Origin of the sequence: Neobacillus niacini (assembly GCF_019749295.1) — a bacterium.
Taxonomy (GTDB): domain Bacteria; phylum Bacillota; class Bacilli; order Bacillales; family Cytobacillaceae; genus Neobacillus; species Neobacillus niacini_D.
Map to the genome: position 1 here is coordinate 172,875 of NZ_JACWFG010000012.1, position 20,813 is coordinate 193,687.

General features: G+C 41.0%; 17 protein-coding genes. 1 reads left to right on the forward strand and 16 read right to left on the reverse strand.

From position 1 onward, the window contains the following. Positions 1 to 293 precede the first annotated feature (293 nt). The 9 genes from gatB to H0184_RS17725 form a co-directional block, all read right to left on the reverse strand. Positions 294 to 1,721 carry an Asp-tRNA(Asn)/Glu-tRNA(Gln) amidotransferase subunit GatB gene (gatB, locus tag H0184_RS17685; protein WP_221827345.1) on the reverse strand — a complete coding sequence of 476 codons (1,428 nt, stop codon included), beginning with the start codon at positions 1,719 to 1,721 and terminating at the stop codon, positions 294 to 296. A 12-nt stretch (positions 1,722 to 1,733) separates the two neighbouring features. Further along, positions 1,734 to 3,191: an Asp-tRNA(Asn)/Glu-tRNA(Gln) amidotransferase subunit GatA gene (gene gatA, locus H0184_RS17690; RefSeq protein ID WP_221827346.1), complete on the reverse strand. Its 1,458-nt coding sequence runs from the start codon at positions 3,189 to 3,191 to the stop codon at positions 1,734 to 1,736. A 50-nt stretch (positions 3,192 to 3,241) separates the two neighbouring features. After that, complete coding sequence (gene gatC, locus H0184_RS17695; RefSeq protein WP_221827347.1) at positions 3,242 to 3,535, reverse strand: Asp-tRNA(Asn)/Glu-tRNA(Gln) amidotransferase subunit GatC; 294 nt, start codon at positions 3,533 to 3,535, stop codon at positions 3,242 to 3,244. A gap of 158 nt (positions 3,536 to 3,693) precedes the next feature. Next, positions 3,694 to 4,041, reverse strand: coding sequence for a hypothetical protein (locus tag H0184_RS17700; protein ID WP_221827348.1), 348 nt, complete (start codon positions 4,039 to 4,041; stop codon positions 3,694 to 3,696). Positions 4,042 to 4,065: 24 nt separating this feature from the next. Next, a complete protein-coding gene (locus tag H0184_RS17705; protein ID WP_221827349.1) occupies positions 4,066 to 4,611 on the reverse strand; it encodes a hypothetical protein in 546 nt (181 codons plus the stop codon). Between the two features lie 292 nt (positions 4,612 to 4,903). Next, a complete protein-coding gene (locus tag H0184_RS17710; protein ID WP_221827350.1) occupies positions 4,904 to 5,335 on the reverse strand; it encodes a YueI family protein in 432 nt (143 codons plus the stop codon). Between the two features lie 403 nt (positions 5,336 to 5,738). Then, positions 5,739 to 7,016, reverse strand: coding sequence for an isocitrate lyase (gene aceA / locus H0184_RS17715; protein WP_221827351.1), 1,278 nt, complete (start codon positions 7,014 to 7,016; stop codon positions 5,739 to 5,741). A gap of 34 nt (positions 7,017 to 7,050) precedes the next feature. Next, positions 7,051 to 8,643: a malate synthase A gene (gene aceB, locus H0184_RS17720; protein ID WP_221827352.1), complete on the reverse strand. Its 1,593-nt coding sequence runs from the start codon at positions 8,641 to 8,643 to the stop codon at positions 7,051 to 7,053. Positions 8,644 to 8,823: 180 nt separating this feature from the next. Then, on the reverse strand, positions 8,824 to 9,873 hold the full coding sequence (locus tag H0184_RS17725) for a glycoside hydrolase family 15 protein (protein ID WP_221827353.1): 1,050 nt from the start codon (positions 9,871 to 9,873) through the stop codon (positions 8,824 to 8,826). A 167-nt stretch (positions 9,874 to 10,040) separates the two neighbouring features. Here H0184_RS17725 and H0184_RS17730 point away from each other — a divergent pair, with 167 nt between their 5' ends. Beyond that, positions 10,041 to 10,217, forward strand: a complete 177-nt coding sequence (locus H0184_RS17730; RefSeq protein ID WP_221827354.1) for a hypothetical protein — start codon at positions 10,041 to 10,043, stop codon at positions 10,215 to 10,217. 46 nt (positions 10,218 to 10,263) lie between these two features. On the opposite strand, the gene H0184_RS17735 is transcribed toward H0184_RS17730, so the two are convergent. The 7 genes from H0184_RS17735 to ligA form a co-directional block, all read right to left on the reverse strand. After that, on the reverse strand, positions 10,264 to 10,872 hold the full coding sequence (locus H0184_RS17735) for an NAD(P)-binding protein (protein WP_221827355.1): 609 nt from the start codon (positions 10,870 to 10,872) through the stop codon (positions 10,264 to 10,266). Between the two features lie 3 nt (positions 10,873 to 10,875). Next, the gene (cobA, locus tag H0184_RS17740) at positions 10,876 to 12,327 is read right to left on the reverse strand and encodes a uroporphyrinogen-III C-methyltransferase (protein WP_221827356.1); all 1,452 of its coding nucleotides are present in this window, start codon (positions 12,325 to 12,327) and stop codon (positions 10,876 to 10,878) included. A gap of 24 nt (positions 12,328 to 12,351) precedes the next feature. Further along, the gene (gene nirD, locus H0184_RS17745) at positions 12,352 to 12,672 is read right to left on the reverse strand and encodes a nitrite reductase small subunit NirD (RefSeq protein ID WP_221827357.1); all 321 of its coding nucleotides are present in this window, start codon (positions 12,670 to 12,672) and stop codon (positions 12,352 to 12,354) included. 6 nt (positions 12,673 to 12,678) lie between these two features. Beyond that, on the reverse strand, positions 12,679 to 15,093 hold the full coding sequence (gene nirB, locus H0184_RS17750) for a nitrite reductase large subunit NirB (RefSeq protein WP_221827358.1): 2,415 nt from the start codon (positions 15,091 to 15,093) through the stop codon (positions 12,679 to 12,681). A 684-nt stretch (positions 15,094 to 15,777) separates the two neighbouring features. Then, positions 15,778 to 17,325, reverse strand: coding sequence for an L-glutamate gamma-semialdehyde dehydrogenase (pruA, locus tag H0184_RS17755; RefSeq protein ID WP_221827359.1), 1,548 nt, complete (start codon positions 17,323 to 17,325; stop codon positions 15,778 to 15,780). A gap of 128 nt (positions 17,326 to 17,453) precedes the next feature. After that, entirely contained in the window at positions 17,454 to 18,620 is a 1,167-nt protein-coding gene (locus H0184_RS17760; protein ID WP_221827360.1) for a CamS family sex pheromone protein, read from the reverse strand. Between the two features lie 13 nt (positions 18,621 to 18,633). Further along, complete coding sequence (ligA, locus tag H0184_RS17765) at positions 18,634 to 20,640, reverse strand: NAD-dependent DNA ligase LigA (RefSeq protein ID WP_221827361.1); 2,007 nt, start codon at positions 20,638 to 20,640, stop codon at positions 18,634 to 18,636. Positions 20,641 to 20,813 lie beyond the last annotated feature (173 nt).

Consider the following 20,813-nt stretch of genomic DNA (forward strand, 5'->3'; position numbering starts at 1 on the left):
GATTTATCGGTCTGAATCCATTACATTATCATTCTTGGCAAGTAATCAGTAACCACCCGACAATAATCCCCAGCGTAATTACTAATCAAACGTTTGATTAAAAAGTACCTCACCCCTTATTATTAAAAGCTTTCAGAAGAAAATAGGGTTGAATTATGTCGACTAATCAAACGTTTGATTAGTTTTAATTAAACCCGTATATTTATGCGTTTTCCTGGGAAATCTTCAAAAATATTTGTCGATTTTTTTACGACAAAAAAACTGGCAGTATGAATTCTGCCAGCTTCGTATTTTTATCGCTTGCCCAATTCCTGCTGCAATAATTGATTGACCATTTGTGGATTCGCCTGTCCCTTTGTAGCCTTCATTAGCTGCCCAACGAGGAAACCTACTGCCTTATTTTTACCATTTTTAAAGTCCTCAATCGATTGTGGATTAGCATCAAGTACCTCAGAAATTATCTTAAGCAGTGTTCCTTCATCGGAAATTTGAACAAGACCTTTTTCTTTCACTATAGCTTCTGCATCGCCGCCGTTTTCAATCAGTTCTTTAAAAACAGTCTTAGCAATTTTTGAAGAAATTGTTCCGTTCTCGATAAGCTTAATCATGCTGGCTAGGCCTTCAGGAGTTAAAGCTATTTGGTGAAGCTCTTTTCCCTCAGCATTCAGGTAAGCCGAAACATCTCCCATGATCCAGTTAGAAGCGAGTTTCGCCTCTGCACCTGCTGCCACAGTTCCTTCAAAGAAATCTGCCATTTCTTTCGTTACTGTTAATACTTTAGCATCATAAACAGGTAATCCCAGCTCCTCTACATAACGCTTTTGGCGCTGGTCCGGAAGTTCAGGAATCTCAGCAGCAATTGCGGCCTTCCATCCCTCATCGATAAAGATATCAAGCAGGTCTGGTTCAGGGAAGTATCGATAATCATCCGATCCTTCTTTAACGCGCATTAGCAATGTAGCACCGGTTGCTTCATCAAATCTGCGCGTCTCCTGATCAATTTTCCCGCCGCTTGTGATAACCTCACGCTGACGCTTCTCTTCAAATTCCAGACCTTTACGGACGAAGTTAAAAGAGTTTAAGTTCTTCAATTCTGTTTTCGTTCCAAACTCTTCCTGTCCCACTGGGCGAATGGAAATATTAGCATCACAGCGTAGTGAGCCCTCTTCCATTTTACAATCAGATACTCCAGTGTACTGGATAATTGATTTTAATTTTTCAAGATAAGCATATGCTTCATCAGGAGTTCGGATATCCGGCTCAGATACAATTTCTACAAGCGGGGTGCCCTGGCGGTTATAATCCACTAGAGAATAACCATTGCCATGGCTTAATTTCCCTGCATCCTCTTCTAGATGAATCCTCGTAATACCTATCCTTTTTGTGTAGCCATTAACCTCAATCTCAATCCAGCCATGCTCCCCAATCGGTTTATCAAATTGGGATATCTGATATGCCTTCGGATTATCTGGATAAAAGTAGTTCTTACGGTCAAATTTTGTATGAGAGGCCACCTGGCAATTCAAGGCCATTGCCGCCTTCATTCCGTATTCTACTGCCTTTTTATTTAGAACAGGCAGCACCCCGGGATAGCCAAGATCAATTACACTTGTATTCGTATTTGGCTCCGACCCAAAATGGTTTGGGCTTGCTGAAAAGATTTTCGAATCTGTCTTTAACTCTACATGCACTTCAAGTCCAATCACTGTTTCAAATTCCATTGTTTTCACCCCCTATATTCCTGGCTTTTGTTTATGGTAATCTGTTGCTTGTTCATAAACATGTGCGACTCTGTAAATGGTTTCTTCATCAAAGTGTTTGCCAATAATTTGTAACCCCAGCGGCATTCCATTATCTAATCCACAAGGGACTGATATGGCTGGCACGCCAGCTAGGTTGACGGGAATCGTCAAAATATCGTTCGCATACATCGTTAATGGATTATCAATATTTTCACCGATTTTAAACGCTCGCGTTGGAGTCGTTGGACCAACGATGACATCATATTTTTCAAAAACATTTTCAAAGTCCTTCTTAATTAACGTACGTACCTGCTGTGCTTTTTTGTAATAAGCATCATAGTAACCAGAACTCAAGGCAAAGGTACCCAGCATGATTCTGCGTTTTACCTCATCACCAAATCCCTCAGATCTGGAATTCTTATATAACTCAAGTAAATTTTCAGCATTTGGTGTCCGATAGCCATAGCGAACACCATCAAATCGTGCTAGATTGGCAGAGGCTTCTGAAGAAGACAGCAAATAATAAGCTGCTAAAGCATATTTAGAATGAGGCAGAGAAACCTCTTCCCATGCGGCTCCTTGTTTTTCAAGCACCTTTAATGCCTCCAGCACAGACTGGCGGACACTTTCGTCCACGCCCTCACCAAGGTACTCTTTAGGTACTGCAATCTTTAACCCTTTTACATCCCCGGTTAGTGCAGAGACGAAATTTGGTACATCTATATTCGCTGATGTGGAGTCCATCTGATCTAATCCGGATATCGCTTGCAGAAGATACGCATTGTCTTCAACACTTCTTGTTATAGGTCCAATTTGGTCAAGGGAAGACGCAAATGCAACAAGCCCGAAGCGGGACACACGGCCGTAAGTCGGCTTTAACCCTACCACTCCGCAAAAGGCAGCTGGCTGCCTGATCGATCCCCCTGTATCTGAACCAAGAGAAAACAATACTTCACCTGCAGCAACTGATGCCGCTGAACCGCCTGAAGAACCGCCTGGTACTCTCTCTAGATCCCATGGATTACGCGTCTTTTGATAATAGGAGTTTTCGTTTGAAGATCCCATTGCAAACTCATCCATATTTAACTTTCCAATCGTAACGGTTTCTTGCTGCTGCAGCTTCTGAACAACCGTTGCATCATAAATTGGGTTAAAATTTTCTAGTATCTTACTAGCACATGTTGTCCGAAGATCTTTCGTGACAATGTTATCTTTAATTCCGATTGGCATCCCAAATAATAAACCTGTGCTGGAATCAGCAGTCAGCTTTTCATCCAGAGTGTTCGCTGTTTGCCGAGCTTTTTCTTCATCTAAGGTTAAAAATGCCTGAACCTTGTTATCTACCTGAGCAATTCGTTTGTACGACTCATCCACAAGATCAGCAACTTTGATTTCTTTTTTATGTAATAGTTCGTGGAGATCTGAAACTTTATAATCAAATAAACTCACTTTCTTTCCTCCCTTGTCTAGCGAAAGCAGCCTAAGCGCTTAGGCTTTTCTTACTCCCCAATGATTGCTGGAACCTTAATTTGTCCATCCTGATGTTCTGGCGCATTTTTTAAGACTTCTTCACGCGGCAATCCCGCTTGCTTGATGTCCTCACGGAAAACATTTTTCATATCCAGCACATGATAGGTTGGTTCAACGTTCTCTGTATCTAATTCATTTAACTGTTCCGCAAATGTAATAATCGCATCCAGCTGCTTGGTGAACTTTTCCGCTTCTACATCTGTGATTGCTAATCTAGCCAAATTTGCTACATGCTTAACTTGCTCGTTTGAGATTCGTGTCATTTTTTATTACCCCCAATCCCTTTTGTCGTAGTTAATTTACTATTGATAATACCAAACTTTTCCGCTTCACCGCAATGATTCCTTCACTAGTATAGACAGATTAAGTACTTTTAGATTAACAGCCACAAAAAAAAGGAGCAATCGCTCCTGTCTTATTGCTAGTATTCCTTATGTAGTGCAGCGGACTCCTGAGCCCAGATTAATAACTTTGTTCTTTCAAAATAACGCTTTGTTTCAATCATTACATACGGAATCATTTCCCCATCATAGGAACCTGTTGTTTCAAGCATTCTTTTTTCTTCTGTAATGATCCTGAGCAGCTCCTTTTCCGTTATTCCTAAAAGCTTAGAGGCTTCTTTACTATCTATAAATATAGTATCCTCTATTTCTGTTTTACTTATAGAATCACTTACAGGTGTTGATTTCGAGGAGATAAGAGACCCTCCCACAATAATCCCTATTGATAAAATGATTGAAGACATCAACATCGTTTTATTTGAGAACATTACCATCCCCCGATTATGTACTGATTATTGCTGTGGTATAACCTCTCCATTACTATTTAATGCTCTAACCTGCGGGGAGATGCCTATTCCCACATAGTACCGTTTTCCATCTTTCTCAATCATTTTTGCTTTTTTATACTCTTCACTATCCTTATTGGCGAATTCAATAGAGTCGATATTCTCATTTTTGATTTCTCCAAATACAACGTAGATATCTTTAAGAATTTCCCCTTTATCACCATACTTGGTGTAATTCTCATGATAAATGGAATAGGTTTCGCTCTCAGCATGCTCCCAGCCATTGGGACCGTCATTTTTCCATCCTTCTTCATCGTTCCCTTCAAAGAAAGAAACCCCCAGCACAGGTTCTTTAATATGTTTAACTTCTTCCCCTTCTGCTTTGGTTGAGTATAGAACAATCGTCATCCCATCATTTTTTGTCTTGTACAAAACATCCTGAACTTCAAAAGGGATTGTTTCTGCAATCGCTTTTTCTAATGTAGGGTATTTGCAGCCTGCAAGTGTAAGCATTAATACCATTACGAATAAAAGAACAGTCCATCTTCTCATAACCTTCTCCTCCTAGATATTGGCCAGATGTTTGTATTCTAGTAATCTCTAGTAAAAAATACGAGTAAAATTATACGTATTTCCTACCTGACCAGTTTTCTTTTCGTACCCATTATGAGTTAACTTTTTCTTCCCCCTTATTTAAATCGACCTAAATGATAATTTACCTTATCAATATAATAGTCCAATTTTTTATACAGTTCCAGTTATATCCAAATATAGGTCAAAGTACCTCCTCCTTATGAACCTGACCCATAACAAAAAGCAGTCACTAGACTGCTTTTTGTGTACTTTATCTCTTAAAGAGTTTCGCAAAAAGACCTTTGCTCTTCGGGGGGGCAAGCTGACTGACTTCTTTTTGGGTGATATATATCTCTTCCTTATCAATTGCATGGTCCATCGCAAGCAATAAGCCAATTTCTGTATCATGTTCCTTGTTGGTTACGATTTTATGCTCGATATTATGTTTGGCCGCTAATTTTACATATTTGGATAATGCAGCGTACTCGATATTGCCGTTTAAGTAGAGATTAACCTGAGGATTTTTTTTCATTTCTCTCTCCACTTGAGGATAAATCGTCGCTTCTGTCACTTGGTTTTTCTTTAGAGCAAGAATGGTGCGTTCCCGTAAGGTACCTAAAAATTTCCGCCTTTCATCTGGCTTCGTTTCCAAAGCTCCATGTATTCCTTGTTGAAGAACCTCCTCAACGTTCGGCTTTTTCAAATCAGATCAACTCCATTAAAAGGGCTACTATTATGTATGATAATACCCTAAAAAATGTTCATTTCCAAAAAAGTCATAGCTATCCGAGAGTATTTCTTGTTATCCGAGAGTTAATTACTGCTATCCGAGAGTGTTTTCTGTCATCCGAGAGTTATTTTCTGTTATCCGAGAGTGTTTTCTGTCATCCGAGAGTGTTTTCCGTCATCCGAGAGTGTTTTCTGTTATACGAGAGTGTTTTCTGTCATCCGAGAGTGTTTTCCGTCATCCGAGAGTTATTTCTGTTAACCGAGAGTATTTCAAGCTATCCGCAAGTATTTTCCGCCATCCGCAAGTATTTCCTCCCTCCAATCCTAACCAAAAAATCCCCCTCTCAAATATTGAGAAGGGGATTCGCCGTAAGAGATTAATTTGTAAATTGCTCTTCCTCGGTTGATCCTTTCAACGCTGTTGTAGATGATGTTCCGCCTGTGATGACCATAGATACTTGGTCAAAGTAGCCTGTTCCTACTTCACGCTGGTGTCTGGTTGCTGTGTAGCCGTATTGCTCACTGTCGAACTCAGCTTGCTGCAATTCGGAGTATGCCGCCATGCCGCGCTCTTTGTAGCCGCGAGCTAGTTCAAACATGCTGTGGTTCAATGCATGGAAGCCTGCAAGTGTAACGAATTGGAACTTGTATCCCATTTTCCCAAGCTCCTGCTGGAATTTTGCAATCGTATTTTGATCAAGTTTCTTTTTCCAGTTGAACGATGGTGAACAGTTGTAGGCAAGCATTTTGCCAGGGAATTTTTCATGAATGGCTTCTGCAAAACGTCTTGCTTCCTCAATATTTGGCTCAGATGTTTCACACCAAATTAAATCTGCATATGGAGCATAAGCTAAACCGCGGGCAATTGCCTGATCAAGTCCTGCTTTAGTTCGGAAAAAGCCTTCAGCTGTCCGCTCTCCAGTGATGAATGGTGCATCGTTCATATCAATATCACTTGTAATTAAATCAGCAGCATTCGCATCTGTCCGTGCCACTAGTAACGTTGGTGTACCCATAACATCTGCAGCTAAACGAGCAGCTATTAAGTTCCGAACCGCTGTTTGAGTTGGAAGCAGCACTTTACCGCCTAAGTGACCGCATTTCTTCTCAGAGGAAAGCTGATCTTCAAAGTGAACTCCTGCTGCACCTGCTTCAATCATTCCCTTCATTAATTCAAAACAGTTCAACTGTCCGCCAAAGCCTGCTTCTGCATCCGCCACAATCGGAACAAACCAATCAATGGAATTGTCTCCTTCTGAATGAGTGATCTGATCAGCGCGCTGAAGTGCTTGATTAATTCGTTTTACGACACTTGGTACACTGTTTGCTGGATATAAGCTTTGGTCTGGATACATATTTCCAGATAGATTGGCATCGGCTGCAACCTGCCATCCACTTAGATAAATCGCTTTTAATCCTGCTTTTACCTGCTGAACAGCCTGATTTCCTGTTAGAGCACCTAGTGCATTAATATAATCTTCTTCATTTAACTGCTTCCAAAGCTTTTCTGCTCCTCGTCTAGCTAATGTATGCTCAATATCAACCGAACCTCGTAGCTCGATAACATCCTCTGCTGTATATGGTCTAGTAATTCCATTCCAACGTTTATCCATTTCCCAGCTTTCTTGTAATGCCTTCGCTCTTGAATTCGTCATTTTAAATTTCCTCCTATTAATCTATTAATATTTTTTATAAAAGCTTATACCCAGGCAGGGTCAGAAAATCTACAAATTCATCATTTAAGATTAAGCTGTCAAACAGCTCTACTGCTTCAGTGAAACGACCATTCTCATAGGCAGGCAAACCAATCTCAGCCTTTATCTTTTCTAATTCTTCAGCCTTTAACTGATCATATAAGGGTGCCGTTATTTTTCTGCCATCCTCAAGTATCCCTTTTGGGTGGCGGATCCACTGCCATAACTGAGCCCTTGAGATTTCAGCCGTCGCCGCATCCTCCATTAAGTTATGGATAGGTGCTGCGCCTCTCCCAGAAAGCCAAGAAGCAATGTATTGAATCCCGACATTGATATTAACGCGGACACCTTCTTCGGTAATCTTACCGCCTGGTGTTTCTAGCAAATCACTTGCTGTTATCGTAACTTTTTGCTGTTTGTTTGTATGAATCTGATTGGCTACTGGCATTTCTCTATCAAATACTTCTAAAGCCACCGCTACAAGCCCAGGGTGTGCTACCCATGTTCCATCATGACCATCATAAGCTTCACGTTCTTTGTCAGCCCGAACCTTCGCAAATGCTTCCTCATTAGCTTGTGGATTGTCGCGAATTGGTATTTGTGCCGCCATCCCTCCGATTGCCGGTGCTTTCCGGCGGTGACATGTTTGAATCGTAAGCAATGAATAGGAACGCATAAATGGTGCAGTCATCGTTACCTGTGCTCGATCCGGAAGAATGATACTTTCATGGTTTCGCAGTTTCTTTAAGTAACTAAAGATGTAATCCCACCTGCCACAGTTCAAGCCCGCTGAATGCTCCTTCAATTCAAAAAGTATTTCATTCATTTCAAATGCAGCCATAATGGTTTCAAGTAAGACAGTTGCTTTAATGGTTCCTTGAGCAATTCCTAGCTTATTTTGCGAAAAAATAAACACATCATTCCAAAGCCGGGCTTCTAAATGGCTTTCTAGCTTTGGCAGGTAGAAGTAAGGACCTGTTCCTTTAGCCAGCAGATTTTTCACATTATGGAAAAAGTACATTCCAAAATCAAAGAAGCTCCCTGAAATAGGCTTGCCATTAAGCAGCACATGTTTTTCTTCTAAATGAAGTCCGCGCGGCCTTACAAGCAAGACTGCTGTTTCCTCATTCAGTGCATATTTTTTACCCTTTTGATTTTCATAGGAAATCGTCCGATTCACTGCATCTCTTAAGTTGATTTGTCCTTCGACGATGTTTTCCCAGGTTGGTGAAGTAGCATCTTCACAATCCGCCATAAAAACCTTTGCACCCGAATTTAGGGCATTGATGACCATCTTTCTGTCTGTTGGTCCCGTAATCTCTACGCGGCGATCCTGAAGATCTTTAGGCAATGGAGCAATTGTCCAGCTTCCATTACGGATATGCTTTGTTTCAGGAAGGAAATCTGGAAGCTTTCCGTTATTCATTTCCTCTTGTCGCTTTTGCCTGTACTGTAACAGTTCAATTCGCCTTGCTCCAAATCTTTGCTCCAGTTCCTCAATAAATTTCAGCGCTTCCTTTGTTAGAATCTCATCGTAGTGCGCTTTTTTGACACCTGCTACTTCAATATCTGTCGTTTGCGTCGACATGAACTCCATCACCTCTTTGTTATAATACAGCAACGTTCCATGTGTTGTATTATATAACACGTATTTAAAAAATGGAACTAGTTTTCAGAAAATTTTATAAAAATAGGTAAAATAATCCTAAAGTCCTATTTCCCCCTAAAAAAAGAGGCTGTTGGATTCCTCCAGAGCAGCCTCTCCCAATTACATTAATCTTTCATAACGCTCTTTCGCTAAGATATACAGCGCACTCCCCCATCCTAATGGAGTATTGGAATTATACTTTTCAGATTGAGCAAAATACAGCTCTGGAAGGCTCCCATCACTCAGCATCACGCCTTCAGTCAGTTTTATATAATGATTTGCTTTTTCAACATTACCCAATTCTAAATGGCACAACGCTAACCATGGGAGTCCGAATGTCCACTCCGCCTCTGTTCCATAGTAAAACGATAAATCATGATGTCTCCCTTCATGTTCGACCGTAGAATAATACGAATCTCCTTTGTAGCGTATTACCCCGCGTTCGCGTAAAAGGTTTGTTTCGACTTGTTCCACAACTACTTTCGCTTCTTCTCCTAACAAGACCTTATAAGGAAAAATCAAACTCAATTGAGCTAAATCGTAGGGACGATCGCTGCTTTCATGTGGGAATAAGTTTGTTAGTGTCTGATAACCATTTGTGATCCATTCACCTTGGACAAACACAATATCTTTTACTGCCTGAAGACCTGCGATACATGCACCGACAGAACTTGAATGAACCTCTCTCCATTCTTCCCACATTCCATTATCTGCATCTTCCCAGTACTCCACACAGCCTAAGTAGCCAACCAGCTTCTGAACAATTTCATGATCCTTTGCATCTCTTATTATTCGTTTTCCCTTTTTTTGACCCATTCCAATCCCCCATAGTATCGCTCCAATCGCATCATGCTGAGCATGTCCCCATGGGGAGTTTATTTCCTTTACTTCAGAGGCAGAATACCTTGAATGGATGTATTCCCATTGCTCCCTCGGCTTTTGAACAGTATGGATATCCAACTTCCATTCGTATTCTCTAAATAAGTCCAGAATCCGATGATAGGTCATTTCATAAATGTGATTGTTTTGCTCCAAATAAGGCAGCGACATATAAAATGAATCTCGGAGCCATACATATTGATAGTCCTGTGATGAAGACGCTAAATACAAACCATGAGGCAAACGTAATTGATCTAGGATTTGATAACTATGGATTATTTTCTCGTTCATCTTTTCAACCTCGATTACTTTTTACCTTTCTTTTTAGCCCGTTTGTGTTCTTTTTATACAATAAATGATGTGTATAAACTATGAAAAAGTTGTCTATGCTTACTAATATAAAAATAGATTAGGAGAGTGGGGAAAAATGACTTTTTTGATAGTAGGGGTGAATAGCAATGAGTATAGATGAATTAAATAAAATTATTGCTGTAAAAAAGATGGATTTAGAGGAATGTGAGCTGGAGCTTAATAGTCGATATTATCCTTCTATCGTGAGAATCGCGATGATGAATTACATAGTAAACTTACAAGAACAATTAGAAGAGTACGATAATGATCTTATTAATTTGTAACACCAAAAAAAAGAAATGGCGTGTAAAATTCACACGTCATTTCTTTTTATAGCAATAATCGTAAAAAGTCAGCTTCCCGATCGTTACTGTTCAGAAACTCGTCACTTGCGATTGCTGCTAATATTTTTCTTTTTCTAGAAGGGTCGTTCACTTCTTTCAATACTCGTTTTCTGGCCAAATATAGAAATTCTAAGTAATCCTCATACCGTTCATCAAATTGGGATCCTAGCTGCTCTCGAATTTTCCTTGCAAGTGTTGGTGATGCTCCACCTGTCGATACTGCAATACTCAATCGTCCTTGCACAATATGTGAGGGAACATGAAAATCCGATCCTTCCGGGTCATCCGCAATAGTTACAAGCTGTTGGTCACTAGCTGCCGCTTTTACATACTGGTTCAACTCAACATCGTTCGTGGCTGCATAAATTAAAAACGCACCTTCAATGTCTTCTTTATCAAATGATTTTTCAATCCACTGTATCATTCCATTTTCAGCCAGCCCTTTTAGATTTTCTGTAGCATTGGGACTAATCACGATGATACTTGCTCCAGTACCAAGCAGTCCGGTAACTTTCCGCTCCGCAACCTTACCGCCGCCTGCAACCACTACTCTTTTCCCCTCGAGCCTTAACATAATCGGGTAATTCGAATTCAAGCCTTAACCCTGCCTTTCCTTAGCAGCTGGACATTGAACTAAGTGTTCAACCAAAGCTTCTCTAGTTGCAGACTTCGGGACAGCATCCGCCATTAGGCCCGACGCTTCAACAGCTGCCTTTGTATGCTTTCCCATACACACTACTTGCACATTTTTTAAAAGGGTGTAAACGTCAATACTGCATTTTTTCAAGCTATCAATAAATACTCCAACAGAGGCTGCGCTTGGAAACACCATCGTATTCACATTACCTTCCTCCAGCATTCGTTGAAAAATTGGAAGGAACTGAGTATCCAGCTCTTTTTTACTCGTAACCATAAAGTCAGCATTTTCAACTTTATGGCTGCCTGCATCTCCAACAACGAGTAAGCTTCCTTCCTGGGGCATGTCTTCGATATGTTCAGCAATAAATCCACGTTCCTTTAAAGCCTTAATAGATTTGCTAGAACACCCATAAAAATCAGCCTTTATTTTTCGAATATCGATTTCCTTTTCAATAAGAGCATCGAAAAATTCACCGACGCTTTCGGGGGAGGAGAAGATTATTTTATCGTAGTCTGCTGCCTTTTCCACCTTAACAGGCAAAATTGTCCTTTTCCATTTTGGAAATTCAATGACATCGGCGCCTTTTTCTATTAATTCCTTTGCAAGGCCGCTAACACTTTCACTCGTACGGGCAAGTAATATTTGACGTCCGTACAATGGCATTTTTTCAAACCAGCTGATTTTTTCACGAAGGGAGATGACCTCTCCCACGAGTATGATTGACGGATTGCTAAACTTAGCAGCAAGGACCTTTTCTGAAATATCTTCCAAGGTACCCTGCAATGTTTTCTGACGGCCAAATGTGCCCCATTGAATCAGGATCACAGGAGTGCTTGTAGGTTTACCGTGTGAAATCAGATTTTCACAGATAAATGGCAGGTTTCCTACCCCCATGTAAAAAGCAATCGTATCAACACCGCGGACAAGTCCTTCCCAGTCAAGCATTGGCTTGCCATCCTTCGATTTATCATGAGCCGTTACAACCGCAAACGATTCAGCATGCTCACGATGAGTAACAGGTATTCCTGCATAAAGGGGGGCTGCAATCCCCGATGAAATACCAGGAACGATTTCAAAAGGTATATTATAGCGGGCAAGGGCTGCCGCTTCTTCACCAACACGGCCAAAAACACCAGGGTCGCCGCCTTTTAACCGAACGACTACTTTACCCTCTAATGCCTTTTCTACTAACAGCTCATTGATATTCTCCTGTCGCAGAATATGGCGGTCAGGTAATTTGCCGCAATAAATCAGCTCGCAATCAACCGGAGCAAATTCCAAAAGCTTAGGGTTGGCAAGCCGGTCATATAAAATAACTTCTGCCTGCTGGATTGCCTCCAATCCCTTTACGGTGATTAATCGTACGTCTCCCGGCCCTGCTCCTACTAAAAATACTTTACCTGTTTTCATCCTGCAGCCATCCTTCCAAACTCTTTATATAATAATATAAACGTTATCTCCTTCTACTTCCACCTGAAATGTCTTCACTTGACCTGTATCCGGTGCTTGAACTTTACCGTCAACTAACGAGATTTTCCAATCATAAACAGGACAGTATACATATTCTCCACTCACAAGGCCTTCTGTTAACACGCCGCCTTTTGGATGTGGACTATGATTTTCAATAGCATAAACTCTACCATTGGTTACTTTAAATAAAGCTATTTCAATATCATTGATGTTAACAGCGTAACCAGCCCGTACTGGGAGGTCAGAATAATTTGCCGCTAGTGTCATAGTTTTAGTTGTAATCATTTATTATCACTCTCCAGCCTTGACAGTGTGTACTGCATAATATTTATCTTTGATACTTTCACTTTCGATTGCTTCATTCCAAGGCTCAATATATTTCTTTAACGTTTGGTCCATACGCTCATTTAGTGCTTTTCTAGTTTCTTCATTAGCTAAGACTTCTTTTACATGCTCTAATCCAACGCGTTCAACCCATTTAGAAGTCCTCTCTAGGTAATTCGCATTTTCACGGTAATATTGCAGATAAGCACCCGTCATCTCCATTACCTCAGCCTCTGTTTTCACGGTAGCTAACAGGTCACCTGCACGAAGATCGACACCGCCATTACCGGCAATATAAATTTCCCATCCGCCATCAATCCCGACAAAGCCAATATCCTTAATTCCTGCTTCAGAGCAGTTTCTTGGGCAGGCAGACACACCCATTTTTACTTTATGCGGCGTATCAAGACGTTCAAATTTCTTCTCAAGTTCAATTCCAAGTGACATGGAATCCTGTGTGCCATATCTGCAGAATTGCGCTCCTACACATGTTTTGACCGTACGAAGTGTTTTTCCATATGCATAGCCAGATGGCATATCAAGCTCTTTCCACATGCTAGGCAGGTCCTCTTTTTTTACTCCAAACAAACCAATACGCTGTCCGCCGGTTAATTTTACTAAAGGCACTTCATATTTTTCAGCAACCTCAGCGATTTTTTTCAAATCAGCTGCCGTTGTTACACCGCCATACATTCTAGGAACGACAGAGTATGTTCCATCCTTCTGAATATTTGCATGCATTTTCTCATTAACAAGACGGGAATCACGATCATCCTTGTATTCATCCATGTGAATCATACCAAGGTAGTAGTTAATCGCAGGACGGCATTTTGTACACCCTTCCTCATTATTCCACTCAAGAACGTTCATCACTTCTTTAACACTTGAGAGACCCTTCTCTTTGATTTCAGCAATTAATTCCTCACGGCTGATGGTTGTACAACCACAAATACTAGTTTTTTGTGCTGCTGCTGCATCAAATTGGTCACCTAGTGTATAGGCAAGAATATCATTCACCATCGGTTTACAGCGTCCGCAAGATCGGCCGGCATTAGTACAATGACTAACTTGGTCGAGAGTGGTCAGCCCCTGCGTTTTGATTGCCTCAACGATTGCGCCCTTCGTAACACCATTACAGCCGCATACCAATTCATCATTTGGCATGGAGGCAATGTCGCCGCCTCCGCCTTCAGCACTGCATTGAGATTCGAAAATGGAAACCCCCGTGATATCTTCCTTTTTAGATAACATCCGGAACAGCCTTGTACTATCTTTTGTATCACCATAGAGAACAATCCCAACGACCCTGTTATCCCGAATTAATACCCTTTTATAGATACCTTCAAATTCGTTGTAAACCATAATCGATTTGGTTGTTCCATCTTCAAAAATTTCTCCTGCTGAGTAAAGGTCCACTCCAGCAATTTTAAGCTGCGTTCCAGTAACTGAGCCTTCATATGGCGCTGCTTCTTTTCCGCATATTCTTTCGGCAAGCACTTTCCCTTGCTCGTATAATGGTGCAACCAGCCCATAAACAATCTCTCTATGTTCGGCACACTCTCCCACTGCATACACATTCGGTGCACTTGTTTCCATAAAGTCATTTACTACAATTCCACGATTTACATATATCCCGCTGTCTCTTGCCACACTTGTATTCGACTTAATCCCAATTGCCATTACTACAAGATCTGCTCTTGCAAAAGACCCATCTTTAAAACGAAGACCAGCAACGCGCTCATCACCGATAATTTCAACCGTTTCGTTTTCCATTAAGAATCTCATACCCTGCGATTCCAGCTCTGCTTTTAATAAAGAGGAGGCAATTGGATCCAACTGACGCTCCATTAAACTCGGCATTAAGTGTACTACATCAACCTTCATGCCAAGGTTTAGTAATCCTCTAGCTGCTTCAAGACCAAGAAGTCCACCGCCAATTACTACTGCCTTTTTATATTCTTCTGCTGACTTGATCATCATTTCACAATCATTTATATCACGAAAACCGGTAACGCCCATTTTGTCCGCACCTGGGATTGGGAGGATGAAAGAGTTCGATCCTGTTGCAATGATTAAGTCATCATACTCTACCTCTCGCCCTTGGTCTGTTGTGACAAACTTTCTTTCTGTATCAATTTTGTTTACTGATTCACCTGTAAACAGCTGAATATTATTTTCTTTATACCAATCTAGTGGATTAATAATGATTTCTTCAAAGCTTGCATCACCCTGAAGAATATTTGATAGTTTAATTCGGTTATAGTTTGGATGTGGTTCTTGTCCAAAAATCGTAATCTCAAATTGATTTGGTGAAAGTTTAAGGATTTCCTCTATCGTCCTTACTCCCGCCATCCCGTTCCCTATCATCACTAATTTTTTCATGTTGGATCGCTCCTTATATGGTTAATACTCGATATATTTACGTTTTAAAGTTTTGCTCTATAATTACATTGTAAATAATGAGGACCAATTTGATTGTGACGTACTTCACAATTTGTTGATTCTTTGTGAATAACTTCACATTATTGTCAAATATTTATCTGCACTTCTTTGGTTCCTTCTAACCTCGTTTTTCGGATTCAATGGTAACCAAAGCACCTCTCTGTTTCCCTCTAACCTGGTTTTTGGGGTCCAATGGTAATCAAAGCACTTCTCTGATTCCCTCTAACCTGATTTTTCGGGTCCAACGGTAACCAGAGCTCTTCTCTGATTCCCTCTAACCTGATTTTCCGGGTTCAACGGTAACTAAAACACTTCTTTGATTCCCTCTAACCTTGTTTTTCTGCTCCAACGGTAACCAAAGCACTTCTCTGATTCCCTCTAACCTGATTTTCCGGGCTCAACGGTAACCAGATCACTACTCTGTTTCCCTCTAACCTGATTTTTACGGTTCAACAGTAACCAGAGCATTACTCTAATTCCCTCTAACCTGATTTTTCGGGTTCAACGGTAACCAGATCACTACTCTAATTCCCTCTAACCTGATTTTCCGGGTTCAACGGTAACCAAAATATCGCTTGCTCATAAAAAAATCCCCCTTCTCTGCCTGAGAAGGGGGTCATAAAATTAGTACATTTCAGATGTAGTTTTTGCTTGCATATGCAGTAACAAGTAGTCAGGACCGCCAGCTTTAGAGTCAGTTCCAGACATGTTGAAACCGCCGAATGGCTGATAACCAACAATTGCTCCAGTACATGAACGGTTAAAGTATAGGTTACCAACATGGAAATCTTCACGTGCTTGTTCCTGGTGCTCACGGTTCGTTGTGATAACCGCACCAGTTAAACCATACTCAGTATTATTTGCAATTTCGATTGCTTCAGTGAAATCCTTTGCTTTCGTGAAGCCTACCACTGGTCCAAAGATTTCTTCCTGCATAATACGTGAGTCTGGAGCAAGGTCAGCAAAAACAGTCGGCTGAATGAAGTAACCTTTTGAATTGTCTCCTTCGCCGCCAGTCATTAACTTGCCTTCCTGCTTACCAATTTCTACATACTCCATGATTTTCTTGAAAGCATTATTATCATTAACTGGACCCATAAAAGTACTTTGCTCAGTTGGGTCGCCAACTGTTAATTCATTTGTTAATTCAACAACACGGTTCAACACTGTATCATAAACATCTTCAACGATTACGGCACGAGAGCATGCTGAACATTTTTGACCAGAGAAACCAAACGCTCCTGCCACAATTGATTGTGCTGCAAGCTCAAGATCTGCTTCTGAGTCAACCACAATCGTGTCTTTACCGCCCATTTCAGCGATCAAACGCTTCATCCAGACTTGACCAGGATTCACTTTAGAAGAACGTTCGAAAATACGAAGTCCCACATCACGCGATCCAGTGAAGCTGATGAAACGAGTATCCTTATGGTCTACTAAGTAATCCCCAACTTCAGCTCCGCTGCCCGGCACAAAGTTTAATACGCCTTTAGGCAGTCCTGCTTCTTCCATTACCTCAACGAACTTTGCTGCCACAATTGGAGTGGTAGAAGCTGGCTTTAGTAAAACTGTATTACCAGTAACAATTGCAGCTACAGTTGTACCAGCCATAATTGCCAATGGGAAGTTCCAAGGTGAAATAATGATACCAACACCTAGTGGAATATAGTTGTAACGGTTAAATTCATTTGGACGGCTATTAACTGGAACACCATCTTTTAGATCCAGCATTTGGCGGCCATAATATTCAAGGAAATCAATTGCTTCCGCTGTATCCGCATCCGCTTCTCTCCATGGTTTACCTGCTTCCTTTGTTAAAAGGGCAGAAAACTCATGCTTGCGGCGGCGAATAATCGTTGCAGCTTTAAATAAAACATCCGCACGAACTTCAGCTTTAACCTTTCTCCATGTTTTAAATGCTTCAACGGCAGCCTGCATTGCTTGTTCCGCATGATCTCTGCTGGCTTTGGATACGCTGCCAATTATCTCTTTATGATTAGATGGATTATATGAAACGATTTTATCTTCAGTTGTGATTCTTTCACCGCCGATTACTAGCGGGTAATCTTTGCCTAAGTAACTCTCGATTGTCTTTAAACCGTTTAAATAGGCTTGACGGTTTTCTTCATTTGTAAAATCTGTGAATGGTTCATGCTTATAAGGTTGTACCATGTCTTAAAACCTCCTATGTATTGAAACATTACATCCTTGTTCATTCTAACATGTTTCTTTTACACCTATCAACGGATAATAACAAATGCATATTTTGAATAAAAGAAAAACCTGACCGCTAAGCCAGGTTAGTAAATATGCACAAATGGTTCGGCTTCATTTGCCTTACGAACAATCAATGCTTCAGGCCCGTCAACAGAAGTTACACTTACAGAAACGGAAATATAATCTGGAAAATGCTCAAGTACAAGTCCGGTTACATATTGCGTAAACCCAATTGCTTCAGATTTCCCATAGAACTGAATCGGAATCGTGATATCCAAATCATGAAATTGATCTCCAATATAGAAGGCCCGGCCAATTACACCATTAAAATTCGGAAAATAGGCTTCAACATCCTGCTTGAAATTTAAAAATGCCGTTACATCATCACGATGTGCTTCCTGTGCTTCTGTAGATGGAAATAAGAAATACTTTTCTGCAACTGGCTCCCAAGCATTAATTGTTGAGCTGCCTTTATCCACTTTGGCATAGGTAAAAAAGGTCCCAGGAACGACGGATGATTTACTTTGCTGATTAAACAGTGCGATTGTAATTGGAACATCCTTCAGATTCTTCATTGCTCGAAGGCGCTTCAGTACCTCATCGGCAATCTTTTTCCCTTCCCTTTCCATTTCAGCAAACTCAATTTCCCTTTCAAAGTAGGGTTCACCAACTGCAGTCCGAAAATAATGGACAGAATTCAGTGCAAGGCCAATAACCACACCGCCTAATTTAACGGTATCATTTTCACCTTTGATAAGGTAATCATGTTCTAAGATGTGGGCTAAGTAGATTGGACTATTACTATTACCTGCTTTAAAGTCTGCATTATCTGGCATAAGCGGATTTAAACCGATATTTTCATCTTCTTCAAGACCCTCGTCTTCTAATTGTGCGGGTGTGAATTTACGATTCAACCACATCCTAACGGTATTTCTTTTTAGTTCTTGTCCTTCACGGAATAAATACGTTTTTGGATCAAATTGGTGTTGAGCAATTCTCATCAAACCCGTTTCAAACTCATTAATGTCATATCTGGTATTAATATTTCCAACAATTAAACCGCGTGCTTCCCCAGGTTCGAACGGTAAAATCGTTCGATAATAGTTGTCTGAAATGTTATATTTCGGAATAATTGCTTTCTCTTCCGCCTCTTCTTTTGTCTGCACAACATTCTCCTGCTTTTGAAAGTTTGGTGCACATCCACTAAGCAGTATGACAAGGGAAAGAGCGAGCAATGAGATTTTTCTCACGTCGATACACCTCTTATTTATTTAATTCTGCCAAGAGCCTCTCCTCGTCCCAAACTTCAATTCCCAGCTCCTCGGCCTTTGTAAGCTTTGAACCAGCATCCTCGCCAGCAATAACAAGGTGCGTTTTTTTACTCACACTTCCCGATACGTTTCCTCCAAAGGCTTCAATTTTTTCCTTGGCCTCATTTCTAGAAAGCTGCTCCAGCTTCCCTGTTAAAACCACTGTTTTACCAGCAAAGATACTGTCTGATTCTTCTGCAGTCACTGGTTTAGGACCTTTATATTCCATATTGACACCTGCTGCTGCTAATTCTTTCAACAGCTCTTCAGCCTCTTCCTGTTCAAAAAAGGCAACAATAGAATCAGCCATCTTATCACCAATCTCATTGATAGCTGTTAACTCTTCTTTTTGTGCTGCTGCTAGTTTCTCCATGCTTCCAAAGCTTTGAGCAATTGTTTTTGCAGCCTTAGCCCCAACGTGGCGAATCCCAAGACCAAATAACAACTTTTCTAGTGAATTGGATTTCGAAGCCTCAATTGCTTTTAAGAGATTTCCTACAGATTTTTCACCCATTCTTTCTAAAGCTAAAAGCTGTTCACGGGTAAGTTTATAGATATCTGCCACATCACTGATTAATTTTGCAGCAAACAGCTGACTGATTACCTTTTCACCTAGACCATCAATATTCATAGCATCACGTGAAACAAAGTGTATCAAACCTTCACGAATTTGGGCAGGACATTTTGGGTTGATACAACGTAATGCAACTTCTCCTTCAAGACGAACAAGTTCACTTTCACATTCAGGACAATGTGTTGGCATTTGAAAATCACGCTCATCACCAGTCCGTTGTTCTGCTAATACATTGACCACTTCAGGAATGATATCACCGGCTTTTTTAACAACAACCTGATCACCAATCTTAATATCTTTCTCACGAATTAAGTCTTCATTATGCAAAGATGCACGCTGAACTGTTGTGCCGGCTACCTTAACTGGTTTTAGAATGGCTGTTGGAGTGACAACACCGGTCCTTCCAACACTTAATTCAATATCTAAAAGAGTTGTCACGACTTCTTCAGCAGGAAATTTATAGGCAATCGCCCAGCGCGGACTTTTCGCTGTTGTTCCAAGCATGCTCTGGTGTTCATAGGAATCTACCTTAATAACAATACCATCTATTTCATATGGTAAATGCGGGCGCTTATCTACCCAGCTAGTTACATACTCAATGACTTCATTAATAGTAGAACATTTACGCCGCTCTTTATTTGTCTTAAAGCCAAGATGGTCCAGGTAATCAAGTCCTTCACTATGAGAATCAGCAACCGCCTCACCACCGCCGCCAATTCCATATAAAAAGACATCAAGATTCCTTGTTGCAGCAATCTTCGGATCAAGCTGTCTAAGCGATCCTGCTGCTGCATTACGCGGATTCGCAGCTAACTCTTCGCCGCGCTCTGCCTTTGCCTTATTTAATGCTTCGAAGGAACGCTTTGGCATGTACGCTTCACCACGTACTTCCAGAGTAGCATTTTCACGCAGACGAAGCGGAACTGATTTAATGGTCTTTAAGTTTGCCGTTATATCCTCACCAATACTACCGTCGCCTCTGGTAGCACCTTGAATAAACAATCCCTCTTCATAGCGTAAAGATACAGCAAGACCATCAATCTTTAATTCACAAACATAGGAAACTTCTTCGCCGACAGCCTGGCGGACCCGGCGGTCAAAATCCTTTAAATCCTGCTCATTAAAAGCATTCCCTAAGCTTAGCATAGGTGTCCGGTGTTCTACCTTTTCAAATACGTCCAGAATCTCACCGCCAACACGGACGGATGGTGAGTCAGGTGTTCTTAATTGTGGAAATGCAGCCTCTATCTCTAAAAGCTCCTGCATCAAACGATCATATTCTGCGTCAGGAACCGTTGGTTGATCAAGCACATAATACTCATAACCATATTGGTTTAATAGGCTTCTTAAATCATTCACTTTCAGTTCCGCTGTTTGAAGGTCCATAAATCCAGCCCTTTCATTGTAAAATTATACGAGAATAGCCCCATATTAGGGGCATTCTTTTTTATAATTTGGCCGTGTTGATTTGCGCTCCAGGCACTTCGCTTTCCGCGGGCGGAACGGGGAGCCTCCTCGGCGCTTAAGCGCCTGCGGGGTCTCCCCTGCCCCGTCCTCCC